The sequence below is a fragment of the Alteribacillus iranensis genome (genome assembly GCF_900113025.1).
Lineage (GTDB): Bacteria > Bacillota > Bacilli > Bacillales > Marinococcaceae > Alteribacillus_A > Alteribacillus_A iranensis.
The window spans coordinates 39505-58744 of the sequence record NZ_FONT01000006.1 but is presented as its reverse complement, the minus strand read 5'-3'; the positions used below and the strand labels follow the sequence as shown (position 1 = coordinate 58744).

General features: G+C 40.1%; 17 protein-coding genes and 1 pseudogene. 2 read left to right on the top strand and 16 right to left on the bottom strand.

What is annotated here, in order from left to right; all coding sequences use genetic code 11:
* Position 1 precedes the first annotated feature (1 nt).
* From BM095_RS13060 to hpf, 10 genes are all read right to left on the bottom strand, one after another.
* The gene (locus BM095_RS13060) at positions 2-868 is read right to left on the bottom strand and encodes a branched-chain amino acid ABC transporter permease (RefSeq protein ID WP_218151634.1); all 867 of its coding nucleotides are present in this window, start codon (positions 866-868) and stop codon (positions 2-4) included.
* A gap of 64 nt (positions 869-932) precedes the next feature.
* On the bottom strand, positions 933-2210 hold the full coding sequence (locus BM095_RS13055; protein WP_177194820.1) for an ABC transporter substrate-binding protein: 1278 nt from the start codon (positions 2208-2210) through the stop codon (positions 933-935).
* Between the two features lie 330 nt (positions 2211-2540).
* Positions 2541-3818, bottom strand: coding sequence for a murein hydrolase activator EnvC family protein (locus tag BM095_RS13050; RefSeq protein ID WP_091662676.1), 1278 nt, complete (start codon positions 3816-3818; stop codon positions 2541-2543).
* A 57-nt stretch (positions 3819-3875) separates the two neighbouring features.
* Positions 3876-4772: a permease-like cell division protein FtsX gene (gene ftsX, locus BM095_RS13045; RefSeq protein ID WP_091662675.1), complete on the bottom strand. Its 897-nt coding sequence runs from the start codon at positions 4770-4772 to the stop codon at positions 3876-3878.
* On the bottom strand, positions 4762-5448 hold the full coding sequence (ftsE, locus tag BM095_RS13040; RefSeq protein WP_091663057.1) for a cell division ATP-binding protein FtsE: 687 nt from the start codon (positions 5446-5448) through the stop codon (positions 4762-4764). The genes ftsX and ftsE overlap by 11 nt, the downstream gene beginning before the upstream one ends.
* A 333-nt stretch (positions 5449-5781) precedes the next feature.
* Positions 5782-6108 (bottom strand): c-type cytochrome, encoded by a 327-nt coding sequence (locus BM095_RS13035; RefSeq protein ID WP_091662673.1) that lies wholly within the window; start codon positions 6106-6108, stop codon positions 5782-5784.
* 169 nt (positions 6109-6277) lie between these two features.
* Positions 6278-7063: an SDR family oxidoreductase gene (locus BM095_RS13030; protein WP_091662672.1), complete on the bottom strand. Its 786-nt coding sequence runs from the start codon at positions 7061-7063 to the stop codon at positions 6278-6280.
* A 22-nt stretch (positions 7064-7085) separates the two neighbouring features.
* Positions 7086-8190 (bottom strand): peptide chain release factor 2 gene (gene prfB, locus BM095_RS13025; protein WP_143083230.1). Its coding sequence is split into 2 segments (ribosomal slippage): positions 7086-8117 and positions 8119-8190, totalling 1104 coding nucleotides; the frame shifts between segments, so codons are not numbered across the junction.
* 35 nt (positions 8191-8225) lie between these two features.
* Entirely contained in the window at positions 8226-10751 is a 2526-nt protein-coding gene (secA, locus tag BM095_RS13020) for a preprotein translocase subunit SecA (protein ID WP_091663055.1), read from the bottom strand.
* A gap of 261 nt (positions 10752-11012) precedes the next feature.
* Positions 11013-11597, bottom strand: coding sequence for a ribosome hibernation-promoting factor, HPF/YfiA family (gene hpf / locus BM095_RS13015; protein WP_091662669.1), 585 nt, complete (start codon positions 11595-11597; stop codon positions 11013-11015).
* A 446-nt stretch (positions 11598-12043) separates the two neighbouring features.
* Between hpf and BM095_RS13010 the strand changes: the two genes are divergently transcribed.
* Positions 12044-13054, top strand: a complete 1011-nt coding sequence (locus BM095_RS13010; RefSeq protein WP_091662667.1) for a DUF6612 family protein — start codon at positions 12044-12046, stop codon at positions 13052-13054.
* Positions 13055-13326: 272 nt separating this feature from the next.
* Here BM095_RS13010 and ltrA read toward each other — a convergent pair.
* The 6 genes and pseudogenes from ltrA to BM095_RS12980 form a co-directional block, all read right to left on the bottom strand.
* Positions 13327-14596: pseudogene (ltrA, locus tag BM095_RS13005) on the bottom strand (group II intron reverse transcriptase/maturase).
* A gap of 53 nt (positions 14597-14649) precedes the next feature.
* On the bottom strand, positions 14650-14913 hold the full coding sequence (locus tag BM095_RS16420) for a hypothetical protein (RefSeq protein WP_143083229.1): 264 nt from the start codon (positions 14911-14913) through the stop codon (positions 14650-14652).
* 334 nt (positions 14914-15247) lie between these two features.
* Positions 15248-15610, bottom strand: a complete 363-nt coding sequence (locus BM095_RS12995; protein ID WP_091662662.1) for a hypothetical protein — start codon at positions 15608-15610, stop codon at positions 15248-15250.
* Between the two features lies 1 nt (position 15611).
* Complete coding sequence (fliS, locus tag BM095_RS12990; RefSeq protein WP_322787616.1) at positions 15612-16166, bottom strand: flagellar export chaperone FliS; 555 nt, start codon at positions 16164-16166, stop codon at positions 15612-15614.
* Between the two features lie 79 nt (positions 16167-16245).
* Positions 16246-18024: a flagellar filament capping protein FliD gene (gene fliD, locus BM095_RS12985; protein WP_245757906.1), complete on the bottom strand. Its 1779-nt coding sequence runs from the start codon at positions 18022-18024 to the stop codon at positions 16246-16248.
* A 159-nt stretch (positions 18025-18183) separates the two neighbouring features.
* Positions 18184-18519 (bottom strand): flagellar protein FlaG, encoded by a 336-nt coding sequence (locus BM095_RS12980; RefSeq protein ID WP_245757905.1) that lies wholly within the window; start codon positions 18517-18519, stop codon positions 18184-18186.
* 231 nt (positions 18520-18750) lie between these two features.
* Here BM095_RS12980 and BM095_RS12975 point away from each other — a divergent pair, with 231 nt between their 5' ends.
* Positions 18751-19230, top strand: coding sequence for a competence protein ComK (locus BM095_RS12975; protein ID WP_091662656.1), 480 nt, complete (start codon positions 18751-18753; stop codon positions 19228-19230).
* Positions 19231-19240 lie beyond the last annotated feature (10 nt).

Here is a 19240-nt window from a genome sequence, read left to right as displayed (position 1 = left end):
ATCACAGCTCCTCAGCTCCGATTTGACCAAAGAAACCTTGTGGCCGTATGAGAAGAATTAATATGAAGATTACGAAATAAAATGCTTCTTTCCAGCCCGGATCAAAGTAAAAAGCACTAACCGTTTCAATTACTCCTATGATTATTCCACCAATCATGGCTCCGGGTATACTGCCTAGTCCTCCCATAACGACTACTACAAATGTCATTAATACAAAACCAAGTCCAATAGTAGGATAAGCAGGGTAAATAGGAAGTAAGATTGCTGCACATAACCCCGTTAAACCTGTTCCTATCGCAAACGTTAAAGCATATATTTTTTTTACATCTACTCCCATAAGAGTAGCTGAGCTTCTATTCTGTGTAGTTGCTCGAATCGCCTTGCCGATAAAAGTCTTCTTAAGAAATAAATAAATAATCACACTCACCATCATTGATATGATAAAGGCAATCACCTGTGGTACACCTAAGAGCACACCAACATCCAACACTTGTGTAGTAAGTGGACTACGTACACTTAAGTAATCAGCTCCAAAAATAATCAAAGCTAAACTCATAAGCAACATACTGAGACCAACTGTTACAAAAATTTGTGTTACATGAGGAGCTCCTATTAACCTTTTAATTAACAGACCATTCAACATCCAGCCTAATAAAAACATGAACGGAGTTACTATTAATACAGAAAGATATGGATCAATTCCTAATGAAGCGTAAAGAATAAAAGTTAAATACATACCTACCATGACAAACTCTCCGTGTGCAAAATTAACAATCCTCATAACTCCAAATATGAGTGTTAAACCTACAGCCATTAATGCATAAACCCCACCGATTAATATTCCTCCTGCAATTAATTGGAGAATCACTTTTGACACCCCCAAGTATTTGTGTTGATAAGAGGAGAAATTCTCTCCTCTTATGGGTTATCTTCTATTTCGAAAAGAGTAGGCTGTTGTCGGCTTTCTCTGTTGCAAAGTCACCCGGCCATACAAGGTTTAAATCTTCATTTTGCCATTGCATCATTACTATCTCCGCCCTGCTATTTTGCCCCGGCTGGCCATCTATTTCGTTAAACTTAACACCAGACCCATTAGGCAACTCTCCAAGTGGAATATCTACTTGAGACAATGCATTTCTGATACCGTCCGCGTCTAAACTTTCAGCATTTGGTAATACTTCGGTAAACATAACTAATGCTGCGTTAATAACCCTCCACGTTTGTCCTGTTAACTCCGTACCATGTTCTTCCTTCCATCTTTCTGTAAATTGTTCCTTTAATTTGATAGCTTCTTCTGTCAAAGCTTCTTCATTAGGATTTGAAGGTGCATCGGCTACATAAATCCCATTAGAATCCTCACCTAATGCTTCACCAAAATCAGATAGGGCATAACCACCTGACGTAGTGACAATTGCTTTCGGTTTGAAATTCAACTGCTTTGATTGTTGAATAAATAAGATGGCATCGTTAATGTAAGAAGTTGCAAAAACAATGTCCGGCTTCAATTCTTTATATTTATGAATTGTTGAAGACAAGTCATTTGTTTCTGAGTTATAACTATCAATTGATAAAAGTTCAATTCCCAAATTCTCTGCCTTTTCTTCAATTGACGTTGCTACTGCTGTCCCAAAAGAAGACTCTTCATGCATAATTACTGCAGTTAACTCATCAACCTTCACACCAAAATCAGGCGCCAAATATTCATTAGTGAAACTTACAGCTGCATCACCCTGCATCGAAGCAGATTCAGTAACCCGAAAAATATTTTCAAACCCTCTCTCCGTAATTTCATCTGAAACTGCATTTGACTCTACATATATTGTTCCGTTTCTTTCTGCTACCTGTGTTGCAGCAATTGATAACCCACTTGAATATGTCCCCATGATAAGAGGAACTTTTTCTTGGGAGATAAGACGATTTGCTTCACTTTGTGCAGCAGTCGCATCAGGTGCATCGGCTTTCACTAAAGATATTTGTTTACCATTTATACCACCGTTTTCATTCACAACGTCTGCTACAAGTTTAATGCCATCGTAAGATTCATTACCAAGCAAAGCTAAGGACCCTGTGAGCGGAAATAAAGCTCCAATTCTAATTTCATCACCATCTTTTTCTCCTGCGCTAGCTTCCTCATCACTCCCTTGTTGGGAACTACATCCAATTAGAAAAGCCCAAATAAACAGAGTTAAAAATATAGCTTTACTTTTCAAATCTTTTACCCCCATTCTAAATTTAAAATATTATTGTTCTTTGGATTATAAATCCACTTTCTTCACGATTATAATGATTATTTTGTCTGGATAGTATAAAAATAGAGTAAAATGTTAAAAATCGCGACCTCTAGCATGTGCCACTAACCAATAGTAATCAAATTATATATACGCCCCTCCTTTTTGAATTATTAGAATTTTTTATATTTTATATATTATAGTACTTTGACTATCTGGTCAACATTTATTTTAAAAATTTTAAATGTTTAATAATCTAGTAAAAGACCATCCATAGAAGAATATCTGTGGATGGTCTTATTAATAAGATAATTATTTTAAATACGTTCTCGGGTTCACAGAATTAGACTTAGCACCATTCCAAGGGCCTTCGTGCACCTCAAAGTGTAAGTGAGGTCCTTTCGACGCTCCCGTATTACCCATGATTCCAATTTGGTCTCCTTTTGAGACACGTTGGCCTGCTGAAACACTTGAGGATGACATATGAGCATATAACGTAGTAATTTGTTGGCCGTTAATGTTGTGAGAAATCATTACCGTATTGCCGTACCCATTCATATAAGATGCTTTCACGACGGTACCGTTAGCTGCTGCCACTATTGGGACATTTGAACGGCCACCTTGTCCAATATCAATCCCGTGGTGCATCCTTCCCCATCTCGGACCATATCCTGATGTGATAGATCCGGTTGCAGGTTTCATAAGCGTACTCCCATTATCATGAGGAACACTTGCATTTGTGTTAAAATCCTTTGTTTCTGACTTGCTTCCTTGAGATTGACGTTTCTTCTCACGTTCTTTACGTAATTCTTCTTGGCGCTTTTCATAGGCTCGTAGTTCTTGTTTTGCTGCTTCTTCTTGTTGTTTCAGCAATTCTTTTTCATCTTCTAATGTTAAAAGCACATCTTGCAGTACTGTTTCCTCTTCTTCCAAATCACCAAGTATGTCTTGTTTTTTCTTTCTCTTTTTTTCTAGTTTATTCTGTAACCCTTCCAGTTCATCTAAGTTTTTTTCTAAAGACTCTCGTTCTTTTTCTACTTCTTCTTTTGCTTCTTCTAAGCTTTCTTGATCACGAATATGGGCTTCAAGTATGTCACGGTCCTGCTCAGCGATTATGTTCAAGGCAGATACCCGGTCTAAAAAATCACCAAAGCTTTTGGCTCCCATTAGAACTTCTATGTAATCGACAGAACCCCCATTTTGATACATCGCCCGCACTCTATCTTTCAAGAGTTCATCTCGCTCTTCAATCCGCTCTTCTAACTTGGTTATACGATCTTCAAGCTCCTCTATCCGCTCTTCGGTATCTTCAATTTCACTTTCCTTGTCTGAAATATTATCATTCGTTTCGGTTATCTGTTCATCCAATTCTCTCATATCGTCATGGATTTTTTTAATTTCTTTTTCCAGCTGTTTCATTTCCTTTTTTGCTTCTTTTTTCTCAGACTCATTGCTATTTTGCTTTTCTTCCAGCTGCTTTAATTTATCACGTAAATCTGTGTTAGCCTCAGCATTGCTTCCAGTATAAGCGGCTGAACCAGAAACTACGATGGTTAGTGCCATAACTGTTTGTATTAACTTTTTTTTCATTCCTCCGTCTTCCTCCTCAGTACTATGAAAACTAGCTCTCTGTAACAATTGTTTTACTTAAACTTTTAGGAATTTGCGTACGGAAGTAAGACTTCCCCACACACCTACGAATACACCGATTGCAAGCAATATTAGTGAAACTTGCAGAGATAATGGAGAGGCAGGTAATAATTCTGCAAAATCCAAGCTTAGACGACTAGCATAATTGTTATAAACGTAATAATATCCGCCCGTCACCAGTGCTAATGGGATAATCGACCCAATGACACCTAATAAAATGCCTTCGATAAAAAAAGGCCAGCGGATAAACCCGTTCGTAGCACCGACTAATTTCATGATTTGAATCTCTTTTTGCCTGGCAACGATTGTTAGTTTGATCGTGTTTGAAATAAGAAACATTGCCGTAAACATTAAACCGAGGACTAGTACGATACCCATCGTTCTCATGACGTTTGTAACCTTGAATAATTGATCGACTACTTGTTTTCCATAATCAACTCTGTCAATGTCATTTAATTCTTCTGCCTGCAAAGCTACTTGCTCAGTTAGCTGCGGGTCGGTTGCTCGTAAAATAAACGCATCATTTAATGGGTTCTCATCACGGAGAGACTCAAATACTTCTCTATTGTCCTCTCCTAAACTATCAATAAGCTGATCCAATCCTTCGTCCTTACTTAAATATGTAATGCTTTCCACGTGATCTAGTTGTTCTAAGTCGTTTCTTAATTCTTCCTGCTCTTGTTCCGTTGCTGTAAGGTCTATGTATACACGTACCTCTACGTCTTCCTCTACACTCTCTAGGAAATGATTTAAATTTAAAATGAGCAGTAGGAAAACTCCAACTACCATGAGCATTACTGTTACCGCACTAATGGAAGCAAAGCTCATCCAACCATTTCGGCCAATATTTTTGAGCCCTTCTTTCCCGTGACGGACTAGAGTTCTACCTTTCATAACTGTAGGACCCCCTTAATTCGTCACGAACGATACGGCCTGATTCAATAACAATCACACGTCTTTTAATGGTGTTTACAATTTCACGGTTATGAGTTGCCATAATAACCGTAGTTCCACTGCGATTAATTGTCTCTAACGTCTCCATTACTTCCCATGACGTATCCGGGTCGAGATTCCCTGTAGGCTCGTCTGCAATGAGGACCCGGGGATCATTTACGATAGCTCGGGCAATGGAAACTCGTTGTTGTTCACCGCCTGAAAGTTCATCTGGAAGAAAACGTGCTTTGCTTTTTAATTTCACGATGTCCAATACTTCCATGACCCGTTTTCTAATGATGTGCCGGGGTTCTTCAATTACTTCGAGAGCAAAAGCAATGTTTTCATAGACAGATAGTTTTGGCAGCAGTTTAAAATCCTGAAACACGACGCCAATTTTCCGGCGTAAGTACGGAACATGCTTGCTCTTTAATTTTGTAATATCAGAACCTTGAATATGTATGGACCCTGATGACGGCAGTTCCTCTCGATAAATCATTTTAATAAATGTCGATTTTCCGGCACCACTTGGTCCAACTACATAAACAAATTCACCTTTTTCTATCAAGATGTCTATGTTGTTTAACGCATTCACCCCATTGGAATACGTCTTGGAAACATTATTCATTTCGATAATTCTCATCACGTCCTATTACTAGTAGGAAACTTTCATCCATTTAGTTGAAAAAAATCTCTTTATGTCGTAATCCGTCATTATTATATCATCTAATAGAGGAAGAATAGAGATAAATTGTATTACGTTTCTGTTTCAACCATTTTTCATTTGAAAACTGAGAACAGGGAATTTAATTTTTATTTACAAGGGAGTTACAGAAAGGTAACAAACTAAACGAGAGGGATATTGTGTGTAGAAAAAGAAGGAGAAAGGAAAATTTATGTTTCACAAAGCCATAGGAACCTAGAGCTGTGTGGCTAATAAAAACCACACATCTCTGGTTCCTTATTCAAATTACTGTTCAGATACCCATTGCGCAACCATGTCTTTTTCTTCGCCTTCAACAAGACCAGCTGGCATTCCATTTCCGCCATTTTCGATCATTTCTGCTACTTGATCCTGAGGTGTCCCTGCAATCGCAGGTCCACTAGCACCTTCCAAGTTTTCACCGTGGCATGATGCGCAGTTTCCTTGATAAACCTCTTCTGCAGCAGCCGCATCATACGTGCCGCCGCCTTCTCCACCATTACCAGAATCTCCAGCACCTTCATCTCCGCCGCCTCCACAGGCGCCTAAGATAAGTACACCGCTTCCAGCCATAGCCATAAGAAACTTTTTCATGATGAACTCTACCTCCGATCATTGTGTTTTAATTATTATTTTGATTGCTGGTTGTACGCCCCTATTATACCCTATCTTAAATGGATTAAAACCTTACCAAAACTTACCTAAGCCGTTGAGTCTCAAGGATTATGGTACTTATCAGGAAAAATGTTTCAATTTCGTGACTTTAATAAGCTTTCACCATACCGCCTTCAACTAAAACAGTTTGACCGGTCACATAAGTGTTTGCGCCTGAGCCAAGGAATGCTACATGCTTAGCAAATTCCTCTGGATGGCCATAACGTCCCATGGGTATAGACGATGCATTATTCTTTCTGATTTCTTCAAAGGTTCTTCCCGTTTTTTCTGCTTTAATTTCATCCAGGTCTCTTGTGCGATCTGTAGCAATTCGCCCTGGCCCCACTGTATTTATCAGAATACCATCCGGTGCAAGTTCTGTTGCTAAAGTTTTAGCTAAGCCGGCAATCCCCATTCGAAAAGTATTCGAAAGAATAAGTTGTTCAAGTGGTTCTTTAACGGAGGAGGACGTGATATTCACAATTCTCCCTTGGTTCTTTCGCAGCTCTGGCAAAGCAGCCCGTATTGCCCGGATCACACTAAATAATACTAACTCAAATCCGTATTTCCAATCCTCGTCTGCCATGTGATCAAAAGTACCAGCCGGAGGACCTCCTGTATTATTTACAAGAACGTCAATCCTTTCCATCTTTTTCTTTGCCTCTTCCATTAACCCTTGAATTTCCTCGGCTTTTGTGAGATCGCATACTTCCCAAAAAACAGGCTGTCCGCTTTTTTCTGTAATGTCCTGCGCGGCTTCTTTTAGTCTTTCCCTAGACCTGCCTGAGATCATCACTTGAGCTCCTTCTTTAGCAAATTCAAGTGCGGATGCTTTTCCCAATCCTTTACTAGAAGCTAATACGACGACTCCTTTGTCTTTTAACTTGAGATCCATTTTGCGCCCCCTAAACGGATTGTCATGTGTTCATCGTACGACGTAAATACTCATCAATAAAGCGGTTAATTTCTCCGTCCATAACAGCGGAAGTGTTACCTATTTCCACGTTCGTGCGATGATCTTTCACCATGTTGTAAGGATGAAAAACATAGGAACGAATTTGACTTCCCCAGCCAATTTCCTTTTGTTCCCCTCTAAGTTCATCCACCTCTTTTTGCTGTTCTTCAATTTTAAGCTGATACAGCTTGGCACGCAGCATTTTCATCGCTCGCTCTCGATTTTTAATCTGAGAACGTTCATTTTGACAGGTTACTACTGTGTTTGTAGGAAGATGGGTAATACGCACCGCTGAATCTGTCGTATTAACATGCTGACCTCCAGCACCGCTTGAACGATACGTGTCTATCTTTAAATCTTCTGAGTTGATTTCTACTTCCACGTTATCATCAAGTTCGGGCATCACGTCACACGACACAAAAGAAGTATGACGACGTCCTGAGGAATCAAACGGTGAAATTCTTACTAAACGATGAACTCCCTTTTCTGCCTTCAAGTAACCGTAAGCATTATGACCCTTGATGAGAAGAGTAACACTTTTAACTCCTGCTTCATCACCCGCTAAAAAATCGAGCGTTTCAACTTGAAAGCCTTTATTTTCTGCCCAACGTTTATACATGCGAAGAAGCATGGATGCCCAGTCTTGTGACTCTGTTCCTCCCGCTCCAGGATGTAGTTCAAGGATAGCGTTATTTTTATCATATGGCTCGCTCAGCAGCATCTGCAGTTCGTACTCATGCAGTTTTTTATGGAGCTCTTTTATTCCATCTTCTAAGTCTTGCATTAAATCTTCATCATTCTCTTCTTTTACGAGCTCATAGGACACTTCCAAGTCTTCAAGCAGTACATTTACTTCTTTGAAACCATTTACTGTTTCTTTCAACACGTTTGATTCATCGATTACTTTTTTTGAAATGTCCTGGTCATCCCAGAAACCTGGCTCTGTCATTTTTTCTTCTAGTTCAGCGATTCTTTCCTCTTTTTCAGAGAGGTCAAAGAGACCCCCTGAAATCCGCTAATTTTGCAGCCATTCTCGAAAGTTCATTTCTAATCTCTGCCATATCCATTTATTCATCACCTCGGAGTTATTACATGAATATACTTACTGAGCTTCCTGCCTGCCATGACAGTGCTTGAATTTTTTTCCACTTCCGCACGGACAAGGTTGGTTGCGACCTACGTTTTCCGTCTTCCGAAACGGGCGCTTTTTGGCATTTTGACGCTCCGTATTGTTACCGTGTACTGCTTTTCCCTCTGCTACTTCTTTTCGTTCTAAATTACTTTGAACCTGCGCTTTCATGACATAGGTAGAGACTTCCTCTTCTATAGCGTGAACCATTTCTTCGAACATATTGAAGCCTTCAAACTTATATTCACGTAACGGATCATTTTGACCATATGCTCTCAAATGAATCCCCTGGCGAAGCTGGTCCATTTGGTCAATATGATTCATCCACTTTCGATCCACGACACGAAGCATGATGACTTTCTCAAACTCACGCATTGTGTCGGGCGTCATTTCTACCTCTTTTTCCTCATATCGTTCGTTCACTTTTTCTAGAACAAGTTCGATTATTTCTTCAGGTTCTTTTCCTTTTATATCTTTTTCTACGATATCTTCCTCTGATAGTACCGTGCCTTTCAAATAATTTACTAATCCTTCCAGGTTCCACTCCTCAGGAACAATGTTTTCGGGCGTATAGGAAGCTACAGCACGCTCTACTGTTGATTGGACCATATTCTTTACGATTTCTTTTAAGTTATCTGTTTCGAGGACTTCCATACGCTGAGCGTAAATAATATCACGTTGTTCTCTCATTACGTCGTCATATTGAAGGATTTGTTTACGGGCATCAAAATTATGGCCTTCAACACGTTTTTGAGCTTGTTCGACCGCTCTAGTAACAAGTTTACTTTCTATAGGTTCATCTTCTTCCATGCCTAACCTTTCCATCATGCCTCGCATGTTGTCAGAACCAAACCTGCGCATCAATTCATCATCCATTGAAAGGTAAAACTGAGAAGCTCCTGGGTCACCTTGACGGCCGGAACGACCTCTAAGTTGATTATCAATCCTTCTGCTCTCATGACGTTCTGTCCCTAGTACGAATAATCCTCCCAAATCTAGTACAGCATCACCAAGCTTTATATCCGTTCCACGTCCAGCCATATTTGTTGCAATCGTAACGGCTCCTCTTTGACCAGCATTTTCAATTATTTTGGCTTCGTTTTCATGATTCTTCGCATTTAAGACGTTGTGTGGAACTTTACGCTTCTTTAATAAAGTGGACACTAGTTCGGATGTCTCCACACTTGCGGTCCCTACAAGAACAGGCTGTCCTGATTGATAAAGCTCTTCAATCTTATTAACTACCGCCCGGAATTTAGCTTCATTTGATTTATAAATCAAATCAGGCTTGTCATCCCGAATAATTGGTTTATTTGTAGGTATGGCGGTAACATTCATTCCATAAATATTACGAAATTCTTCCTCTTCCGTTTTTGCCGTACCCGTCATACCTGCTAATTTTTTATACATGCGAAAATAGTTCTGAAAAGTAATCGAAGCAAGTGTCATGCTTTCTTTCTGGACTTCAAGCCCTTCCTTAGCTTCAATAGCCTGGTGAAGGCCGTCACTAAACCTTCTCCCTTTCATTAAACGTCCTGTGAATTGGTCTACGATGACTACTTGACCTTCTTCAATAACATAATCATCATCACGATGCATAGCCGCATGTGCTTTCAATGCCTGATTAATATGATGAATTAACTGAACGTGTTTTTGATCGAAAAGGTTTTCAACTTTAAAAGCATGCTCCGCTTTATTTACGCCTTCTTCCGTCAATTGAACGTTTTTTGTCTTCTCATCATACGTATAGTCTTCTTCTAATTTCAAGTGACGAACGAAAGCATCCGCAGCTCGGTACATTTTTGTAGATTGTTCTACAGATCCTGAGATAATGAGAGGCGTACGTGCTTCGTCAATTAAAATCGAGTCTACCTCGTCGACTACCGCATAGTAGAGGGGGCGCTGTACCATTTGCTCTTTATAAAGGACCATGTTGTCTCGTAAGTAGTCAAACCCAAACTCATTATTTGTACCATATGTGATATCCGCTTGGTAAGCTGCGATTTTCTCCTCTTTGCTCATTCCTTTCTCGTTCAAACCAACCGTTAAACCTAAGAAACGGTAAACTTCTCCCATCTGTTCACTGTCACGTCTAGCCAAGTAGTCGTTCACTGTGACAACATGCACGCCTTTCCCTGTTAAAGCGTTTAGATAAACTGGCATTGTTGCCACTAATGTTTTCCCTTCACCCGTTTTCATCTCTGCAATATCACCTTCATGAAGGACAATTGCTCCCATAAGTTGCACGCGAAACGGAGTGAGTCCTAACACACGAGTTGCCGCTTCCTTTACCACTGCATATGCCTCGGGAAGAAGCTGGTCTAATGTTTCATTGTTTTGGTACCGCTCTTTAAATTCTTCTGTTTTCGCACGCAGGTCGCTATCAGACAGCTTTGTCATTTCGTCTTGATAGCTCTCTATATCATCTACTTTCTTTTGAAGCTTTTTAATATTCCTTTGGTTGGTATCACCGATCACTTTTTTTAATAAGCCGATCATGTTTATATCATCGCCCTCTCTTAGCGTATCATTTAAATCCATGTTCAAATGGCCACTTCACCTTCATGTCCATTCAAGGGTGATACGTATCATGTATCCGTCAATTTTTTTGGAAATAAATATCGTATTCGTTGTTTATTTTATCAGTTTCCTTACATGCTTACAAACGAGGAAAGGCCCTTACACGTGGTAATAGAAAAGCTGCCTGCTCACGCAGACAGCTTTTCTATTACGGATTTTTTGTTTAAACGAGCAACCTTCTTACTCTGGTTCAATTAGCCCATAGCGCCCGTCTTTTCTTCTATAGACAACGTTTGTGTCCCCACTCACCGCATTAGAGAACACAAAGAATGTGTGACCTAACATATCCATTTGCAAAATAGCCTCTTCCGCGTCCATTGGTTTTAAATTAAAACGCTTCGTACGGACAATAGAATAATCATCGATCTCACTCTCAGGAAACTCAGCATTGGTGGGAGCACCGTTTACAATTTCATCATTTAGATCTTCAATATTATCTTTAAACATGTAACGGACACTGCCTTCTTGACGAAACTTGCGATTCACCTTCGTCTTATGCTTACGAATTTGTCGTTCAAGCTTTTCGACGACTAAGTCAATTGCAGCATACATGTCCGGGTGAACTTCCTCAGCTCTCAACAATAGTTGAGGCATCGGTATCGTCACCTCTATAATATGTTCCGTGTTTTGTACTTGCATCTTCACATGTACATCAGCCACGGGAGTCGTATCAAAATAACGCTCTAATTTTCCTACTTTCTTTTCCACGTAATTCTTAAGAGCCGGAGTCACCTCTAGGTTTTCGCCACGAATATTGTATTCCATATAAGTAAACTCCTCCTTTCGATGTTTATATTATTCTCTATTCTCCTTATTAATCCCTTCTAAAACCGAAATTTCGTCAAATTTTCTTCACACTCTCTCCTCTTCCTCATACTAATTTTCATTTTTCAACCAACATGAGAGTCATGTTTTTGAATTTCGATGTTATTTGACAGAAAAGGTTGAAAATTTTTATAACAATTATACAATATGAAGTATAGTCATCATACCTTCCAAGCAGCTGTTTCAGCGATTTCTTATTTCCTCACACATATTGCTTAAGCTGCTTACACTACCTCAAGTATTGTCACACAAGCATGGATCTAAGACTGACCCATGCTTTTCCTCCTCTATCCATAAGTTCCCACTTATGATACTATTTTTATGATGTCTCATCTTTCTTGAGACTGAGCATCCAATTAGTATGCTCCTAGAGGAGGAAATTTTCCATGCGCCCTATTTTAGCGGTCTTGCTGGGGTTCACTCTCACCTTCACTCTTTTAGGCTGTGAATCTGAGGCAGAAACGGAAGAAAGTGGCCAAGATTCAAATCCACCAATAAGTCAGGATAGCCAAGAAGAAGAGCAGATCAGCAGAGGTCAATTAATTAATAACTCCATTCAATCAATGAAAGCGATGGAGAATTACACGATTGAAACGAATATGAACCAATATATTCAACTAGATGAAAAACAATTTTTATACAACAAGTATCGGTCTACGACAGACGTAAATTTAGATCCTATCCACTACCATGAAAAGGCAAGCATCTACACACTCGAACGTAACCATGATACAGAGACTGCCGATGACACTACTCGTTTAGAACGTTATTTTACAGACAAGGGCATCTTTATTTTTGATTCCAATGAAGCACGCTGGATCAAATTTCCAGATGAGTTCGCATCTGATTTACAGTCCCTTGACAAGTCTTTTGAGAGTCCAGAGCGAATGTTAGAAATCATCGAAGCATACGCAGAAGATATGCATATCGAGGAAGGAAAAGACCATTACCGAATTACTGCCGGTGGCAGCACTCAACAAATGCAGGAAATCGCTATCGAAATGATGGGATTAATAAATACAGATTTTTCTTCAGGAATGGAAAATCTTATGTACATGTCTGGGATTAAGCAATTAAATTATGAAATACACATTGATAAAAAGACGTTTTATATGAAGAAAATCAAAATGAATCTTCGTTTAGATATAAATAGTGAGCAAGAAAATACTTATGCCTCTGATTACGTGTTTGTCACGCGATTCTCATCTATCAATGAAACCGAAGAGGTCACACTTCCTCCAGGTGTTCTGAAGGAAGCTGAAGAAATGGAGTTAGAAGAGTTTCAGGGCTTTGAAGACATGGAAGAGTTCGACACTATTGAAGGAATGGAAATCGAGAAGTTTCAAGAAGAGATAAAAGAAGCCGATCCTGCTTCAGAAAAAGAAGAAAACAAGTGAGACAATCTAATAGAAAGTAAATCAAAGTGTGAATAGTAGTGATCTGGCTCGCGAAATATGCGCTGACTTCCACGTTGATATGTGTATCATGAACAGAACGTCTTTATACTTGGCAAAGGAAACCTATCCTATCAAAGGGTGTCCAAGCTGCTACATGCTGACATGAGATAGTCTTCCATGAACACTGCAAAGTTGTAATCGAGTAGGAGGGGGTGACTAACCCCCGACCTCTCACACCACCGAGCGTACGGCTCCGTACTCGGCGGTTTCATCTAAGTCCAACGATGAGTTTGATATCTTTTCCATAGACTCTTTAACCCTTGACTTGCCCAGTATTGGTCATCAAGGGTTTTGTGAAGAATGGGACTTCCGGCAATTCGCCAATAGGCTTTCCGTGAGTTTGCCCATTCCCAGGCCTTAGGCCTTGGGACACCGAATCTCCGAAGCATCTTCCCTTTTGTCTTCACTTTCTTCCATTCCTTCCACCGAATCATTCGGAGCCTGCGACGAATCCAACTATCCATGTCTTTCAGAATACTCGGGGCATCAGTCAATTGATAATAACCTAGCCAGCCAACGAGGTATTTATTGAGTTTCTCCAAACGGTTTTTCATCGCGATAGATTTCCTCCGGCTTGTTAATTCCCGGACACGTGTTTTGAACCGTTTAATACTCTCCTTAGCTATTCGTATCTTTGGACTCTTTCGGTGGCTAGTGAAACTAAATCCTAGAAACTTTCGTTTCCAGGGGCGGTCCACTGCACTTTTTTTTTTTCTCATGGTTCACCTTTAGCTTGAGTTTCTTTTCAATAAAGCGGGTAATGGAATTCATCACCCGTATTCCAGCTCGTCTGGAACGCACGTAAATGTTACAATCGTCCGCATATCTTACGAAACGCAGACCTCTTCTTTCCAGTTCTTTGTCCAATTCGTCCAGCACAATATTGGAGAGAAGCGGGCTTAATGGGCCACCTTGCGGGGCACCTTCCGTATTTGGACGAACCAGTCCATCTTCCAATACTCCTGCCTGTAAATAGCGACGGATAAGACGTAGAACCTTCTTATCTTTAACGCGTTCACTAAGCGTTCTCATCAATCGATCGTGATTGACTTTATCGAAAAATTTCTCAAGATCCATGTCTATAACCCAACGGTAGCCTTCTTTCATATAAGACTTCGCTTTCCTTACCGCATCATGCCCTCGTCTGTTCGGACGGAATCCATAACTGTGGTCGGAAAAGGTGGGGTCATAGACTTTGGTGAGAACCTGTGCAATGGCTTGTTGGAGGAATCGATCCGTCACCGTTGGGATACCCAGTTTCCTTTTACCTCCGTTCGGTTTAGGTATTTCTACGCGACGGACGGGTTCAGGAGCGTAGGTACCCTTTGCGAGCTGATCCCGAAGGGACGACCAGTGGTTCATGAGGTGCTCTCGCAGGGATTTTGCGGGCATTCCATCTATTCCATGGCTCCCTTTATTTCTTTCCACTCTTTCGAGTGCTTGATGTACATTGTAGTAATCAAGGATTTCCTCCAACATGATATCTCTCCTCGTGAATGACCGATCTTCTTGTGTGGTACCATCTTTCGGCCCTTCTAACGTCCCCCGCGGGATTCACCGCATCCTCCGCTAGGAAGGTTTTCATGTTTCTGCTTCATCAAGTGGTACGTACGTAAAGTTGTCATTCTCCTTACATGATTCAGCCCTTCCCTGTTCTCTAGAATAACAGGTACTATGGCCTCGGCTGACTTCTGATCGTTCAGCGGCCTCTTTCGAAGCCGGTTACCGCAAGAGTACAGCGTGCCGATCAGACCTCCCCGGGTAGGTGCACAAACTTCCTCTCCATGTACCCGCCTCATTTACTGCCCTTCCCTTTGGTCGCTCGGACTTCGACTTGTTTTGCAGCCTCACCCAAGAAGGACAGCCTTTTATGAGATTCGTGTTCCTCGGGTCGGAGATTTGCCTCCAGCTTCCTTCAGATTCCACCTCACGGTGGACACCCTTGCCTTTGGCTAACGGCTACAGCAACCTTCACCGTTCGGGACTTGAACCCTAAAGCGTGTGCGCATGCCGGGCACACAAAAAAGACCGAACTTGAGGAATATCTCAAGTCCGGTCTTTTTAGTTTCCTGTCGACTTAGGTTCAAGTGTGTCCCCTGTAGCAACAAGCTGACACAGGGCGACCTTTTCTATTTAATTTTTCTTATCAAAAAAAACGCCATCAACGGTGGGACCTTCATATGGTAATTCATACACTCGCTTCGATTTCTTTTTCTTCTTTAATTGCTGTATATCCATCCTCATCTCATTTTTGGTACCTTGCATCCTTTGATGGATTTCCTCATTCATTTTCACCAATTCACGCCCTAATTGCATCTCCGCATCGCTATATTGAGCGCCGCTTTTCATTTTAGTCAACAGAGTAGCTCGCTCTTCAAGCAAAGCGTTCATCCGAGATAGGTAAGACTCCCTTTCTTCTAGACTGTCAGCTAGAGGAACAGATACATGTTCATGGAGAGCCTTCGTAACAAGATACAACTCTTTAAGCAAAGCCATACTACACTTGATCCTTCTGCCCGAAGCGCTGCTGACGATCCAATTTAATAATTTCCTTCCAAGTATCCCTGAAATCCAGCGTCAAATCACGTGCTTCTTGTAATGCTTTCTTATCATTGTTGATATTTGCGTCAATTAACCTTCTATGGATAAAATCATAAAGCTGATACATATTCTTCCCTGTATCTGTATCTGTCTTCAATGTGATCATTAACTCTCTAATAATATCTTGGGCCCTCATGATGAATTTATTTTTATGTTCCATATTCTTATCTGATAATGCTTTGTCCGCTTTATCGATAAATTTCAAACACCCGTTATACAGCAATAATGTCAAATCCCCACGAGATGCTGTCTGAAGTGCATTCTGCTTATAAGCATCTGTTTGAGAGATAGAGGTATGAGGGCTACCTTTTACACTCGGCTCGGGAGTCCTCTCGTAGTTGCGATAAGTTTCAGTGGCGGAAGGGGGTTTATTATGTTGTGTGTGTTTTTTATACTCTTCGGCTTTCTGCATATTTTGTTTATAGATAGTTTGCGCTTGATGTGAAGCCATTTTACTCTCTCCTCACTTTGTCTGGTGTGCTGTACCAGGAGTTAACAAAAGCCTGATTGAAAGACGCTTATTGATAATGTTAAGATCCGTTACCTAACATTTGCTGCTGAAGAAACGACGCTTGTTCATTCGCTCGCGCCATTGCCTTTTCCATAGCTGTGAATTGTCGCCAATACCTATTTTCAATGTCCGTTAAGCGTCGTTCAAAATCTGTTATTTGGTCTTCTATATTGTTCAAATTTCGTCCTAAAGTGAATTGATGGTTTTGTATTTTCCCTTTCGCACCACCTGCTCGTTCTGCAACTCCTTCTATTGCTTGGTCTAGAGAATTACGTAACCGGCGAGCAATACCCTGTTCCTCTCGGCTTTCCCCGTCTGCCGCAAACAGCTGATACATAGCATCTGGATCTGCCTCAATTGCATCTTTTAGTTTTGTTTCATCAATTTCCAGCTTCCCGCGATCCATATAATTACGAGTGGTTGTAATTCCAATGGTAGTGAGCTGTTTAAAATCCGTTTCGTAGTTATGCTGCACAGCTCCATAGAGGTCTAACCGAAAGGTGTTCATAAAGCCTGAAAGAAGTCGATCATTACGGACAAGTCCACTTTTTGCTTTTTCTTCCCATAGTTCAATTTCTCTATCACTCAGCTCTTTTTTTTGATCATCTGTAAGTGGCGGGTAGTCACGATGACGTTTCTCCCCCAACTTTTCGTTAATGGTGTCGAGCATTTCATTGTATTCATCCACGAATCCTTTGATCGTTTCATATACAGTATCCGTATCAATAGATGACCCAATGGTTACTGCTTCATCCTCATTAGCGTCAAATGTCTCTTTTAAAGTAATCGTCATTCCATCGATCGTAAACGTGTTACTATGACGTTCCGTTCTCAAGCCATTAACAGTAAAAATCGCATTTTTTCCCTCTCTTTCTTCCACGGGGTCCCCTGTACTGTTGTACATATTGATGAGCTCATTAAAAAGCGTCCCTTCAAAAACCATTTCATTTCCATTTTGGTTAAAGTCCCCTGTCTCTGAACGGGTGAATGCAATTTGACTTGTATGTTCATCGTAGAATCCACTTACTCCTACTGAAGAACGGTTTATGCTTTGTAATACGTCTTGCATTGTTTGATTTCCTTGGACAATGATTCGATCACGTACGGCGTTTCCGTCTTTGTCATAGGTAGTCACGTCACCACTCATATAATAGGAGTTTTCCTCTGCGTCCTCCGTAAAATAAGTAACTGATACCTTGTCATTTATCCCGAGCGCTTCATTAAAATGGAGAGTTATTTCATCGTCTTTTATTTCTACTTCCCCATCTTCTGGTTCATAAAGTTCTCCGTTCACTTTGATGACCATGTTATCTATATCATCGATTATCGCTGATCCTTCGCTTTGTATCTTATAAGTGTTCGTGTCTTCACCTTGTATAGTCTCTTTTTGTACTTTTCCTGTCTTCCACATCGTCGAAGATGTAACAGAATAAAGTTCTTCATTCGGTGGAAGTCCTTCTAGACTTCCGCTTGTTTGAGAAGCTGCTGTTGCTAATTGTTCTACGCTCGACACACGGTAATTTGCATTACTCGCTGTTGCTGAAGCTGTAACAGAAACTCGATCTTCGTTAGAGGAAGAACCCGTACGTGCGCCCATATTCGAACGTCTCATGACAGAATCAAATATATTGTTTCTAAAACTTTCAAATAAGCGATTCACCGAACGATATTCTTCCATTTGCCACTCAATGGTCTGTCTTTTTTGGACCATTTTATCCATTGGCATCCGTTCTGCTCTCATTAAATCGCCAACAATCTGTTCAATATCCATTCCTGACGCAAAGCCTGAAAGTCTCACTCTTCCTTTACACCCTCTCTCACACTATCGAACTGCAATATTATAAATGTATTTATTCATCAGTTGTTTTCTAGCTTAGAAATTATATCGGCATCATGCTATAAAACCTTTATACAACAAGATACAAAAAGAGGCATCTTCACCTCTGAAAATATATCTTTATATTTTTTCGTCTATAATAAGCCCTATATGTTCGAGCATAGAAGCTATCATATCTAAAAATTTTTCAGGAGGAATTTCCCTTATTACTTTTTCCGTATCTCGTTCAAGCACTTGTACATAGATTCGATCAAGATCTTCATGAATGTGAAACTTCAACTGAGTAAAAATCGACTCCATCATTTGGTTCATGCTCTCCACTTGTTCCTCAAGATTCTCTTTGTTAATTCGTATGTTGTTCTCTGTCTTATTTTCCGCAATTTTATTTAAAGGCATCGTTGTTACCATTATATCTTCACGTTGATGAAGCGCTCCTGTGTTCTGTACTGTTTGCATTCTATATATCTCTCCCACAAACATTTTTGTTATTTCTATTTATATCGGTATTTACCATGGAAGATGTAAGAACTTCTTTGCTTATTAGCAATAATCAGTACAAAAGTAGATAGAATGTTATAAATAATCTAATATAAAGGAAAATTGTAGTGGTTAATTCTACCTATTGAGGTATAATTATAGTTAAAGAAAAATTTTAAACAAAAAAAACAGAGGAAGAAGGGGTAAAACATGGAATCAGTAATGGTAGAAGATTATATGGTAAATCATCGAACAATGGCACTTATCCCTGTTTTCAAAGGGGAATCAAAAACGAAAATTTATGAAGTGGGAGGGAGTGTGCTCACTACAAATGTATCACCTATTCATATTATGAAAAAAGCGTGCCTTGAAAGAGGGTCTTCCTTACAAGGGAGATATGATGCAGTGAAGCACAAGCTCGGTTTCAGACAAAGGTTGCCGGTTCCTGTCGACCAACAGGAGGGGATTTATGCTTTCCCGATTATGTCAGCAAAAAAGCCTGAAAATATATGGTTATTTTATGATCATGTGGATCGAACCGTCTGCGATGAGAACGGATCTATCATCATTTTTTATGATGGACAGCAGCTTTCTACTAGTATAAGCTCTTACATTATTGAACAGCAGATTTTAAAAACAGGACGCTGCAAAACCATTTTTCAACAAAAGTTTCGAAACCCCATCCATTAAATATTACAAT

Excerpts from the sequence above, each read along its gene's own strand:
- BM095_RS16420 (WP_143083229.1), bottom strand. The coding sequence starts at position 14,913 with ATGAGGCGGGTACATGGAGAGGAAGTTTGTGCACCTACCCGGGGAGGT.
- fliS (WP_322787616.1), bottom strand. The coding sequence starts at position 16,166 with ATGGCTTCACATCAAGCGCAAACTATCTATAAACAAAATATGCAGAAA.
- ftsX (WP_091662675.1), bottom strand. The coding sequence starts at position 4,772 with ATGAAAGGTAGAACTCTAGTCCGTCACGGGAAAGAAGGGCTCAAAAAT.
- BM095_RS12995 (WP_091662662.1), bottom strand. The coding sequence starts at position 15,610 with ATGGCTTTGCTTAAAGAGTTGTATCTTGTTACGAAGGCTCTCCATGAA.
- BM095_RS13010 (WP_091662667.1), top strand. The coding sequence starts at position 12,044 with ATGCGCCCTATTTTAGCGGTCTTGCTGGGGTTCACTCTCACCTTCACT.
- secA (WP_091663055.1), bottom strand. The coding sequence starts at position 10,751 with ATGATCGGCTTATTAAAAAAAGTGATCGGTGATACCAACCAAAGGAAT.
- BM095_RS12980 (WP_245757905.1), bottom strand. The coding sequence starts at position 18,519 with ATGCAAACAGTACAGAACACAGGAGCGCTTCATCAACGTGAAGATATA.
- BM095_RS12975 (WP_091662656.1), top strand. The coding sequence starts at position 18,751 with ATGGAATCAGTAATGGTAGAAGATTATATGGTAAATCATCGAACAATG.
- hpf (WP_091662669.1), bottom strand. The coding sequence starts at position 11,597 with ATGGAATACAATATTCGTGGCGAAAACCTAGAGGTGACTCCGGCTCTT.
- BM095_RS13030 (WP_091662672.1), bottom strand. The coding sequence starts at position 7,063 with ATGGATCTCAAGTTAAAAGACAAAGGAGTCGTCGTATTAGCTTCTAGT.
- BM095_RS13035 (WP_091662673.1), bottom strand. The coding sequence starts at position 6,108 with ATGAAAAAGTTTCTTATGGCTATGGCTGGAAGCGGTGTACTTATCTTA.
- BM095_RS13050 (WP_091662676.1), bottom strand. The coding sequence starts at position 3,818 with ATGAAAAAAAAGTTAATACAAACAGTTATGGCACTAACCATCGTAGTT.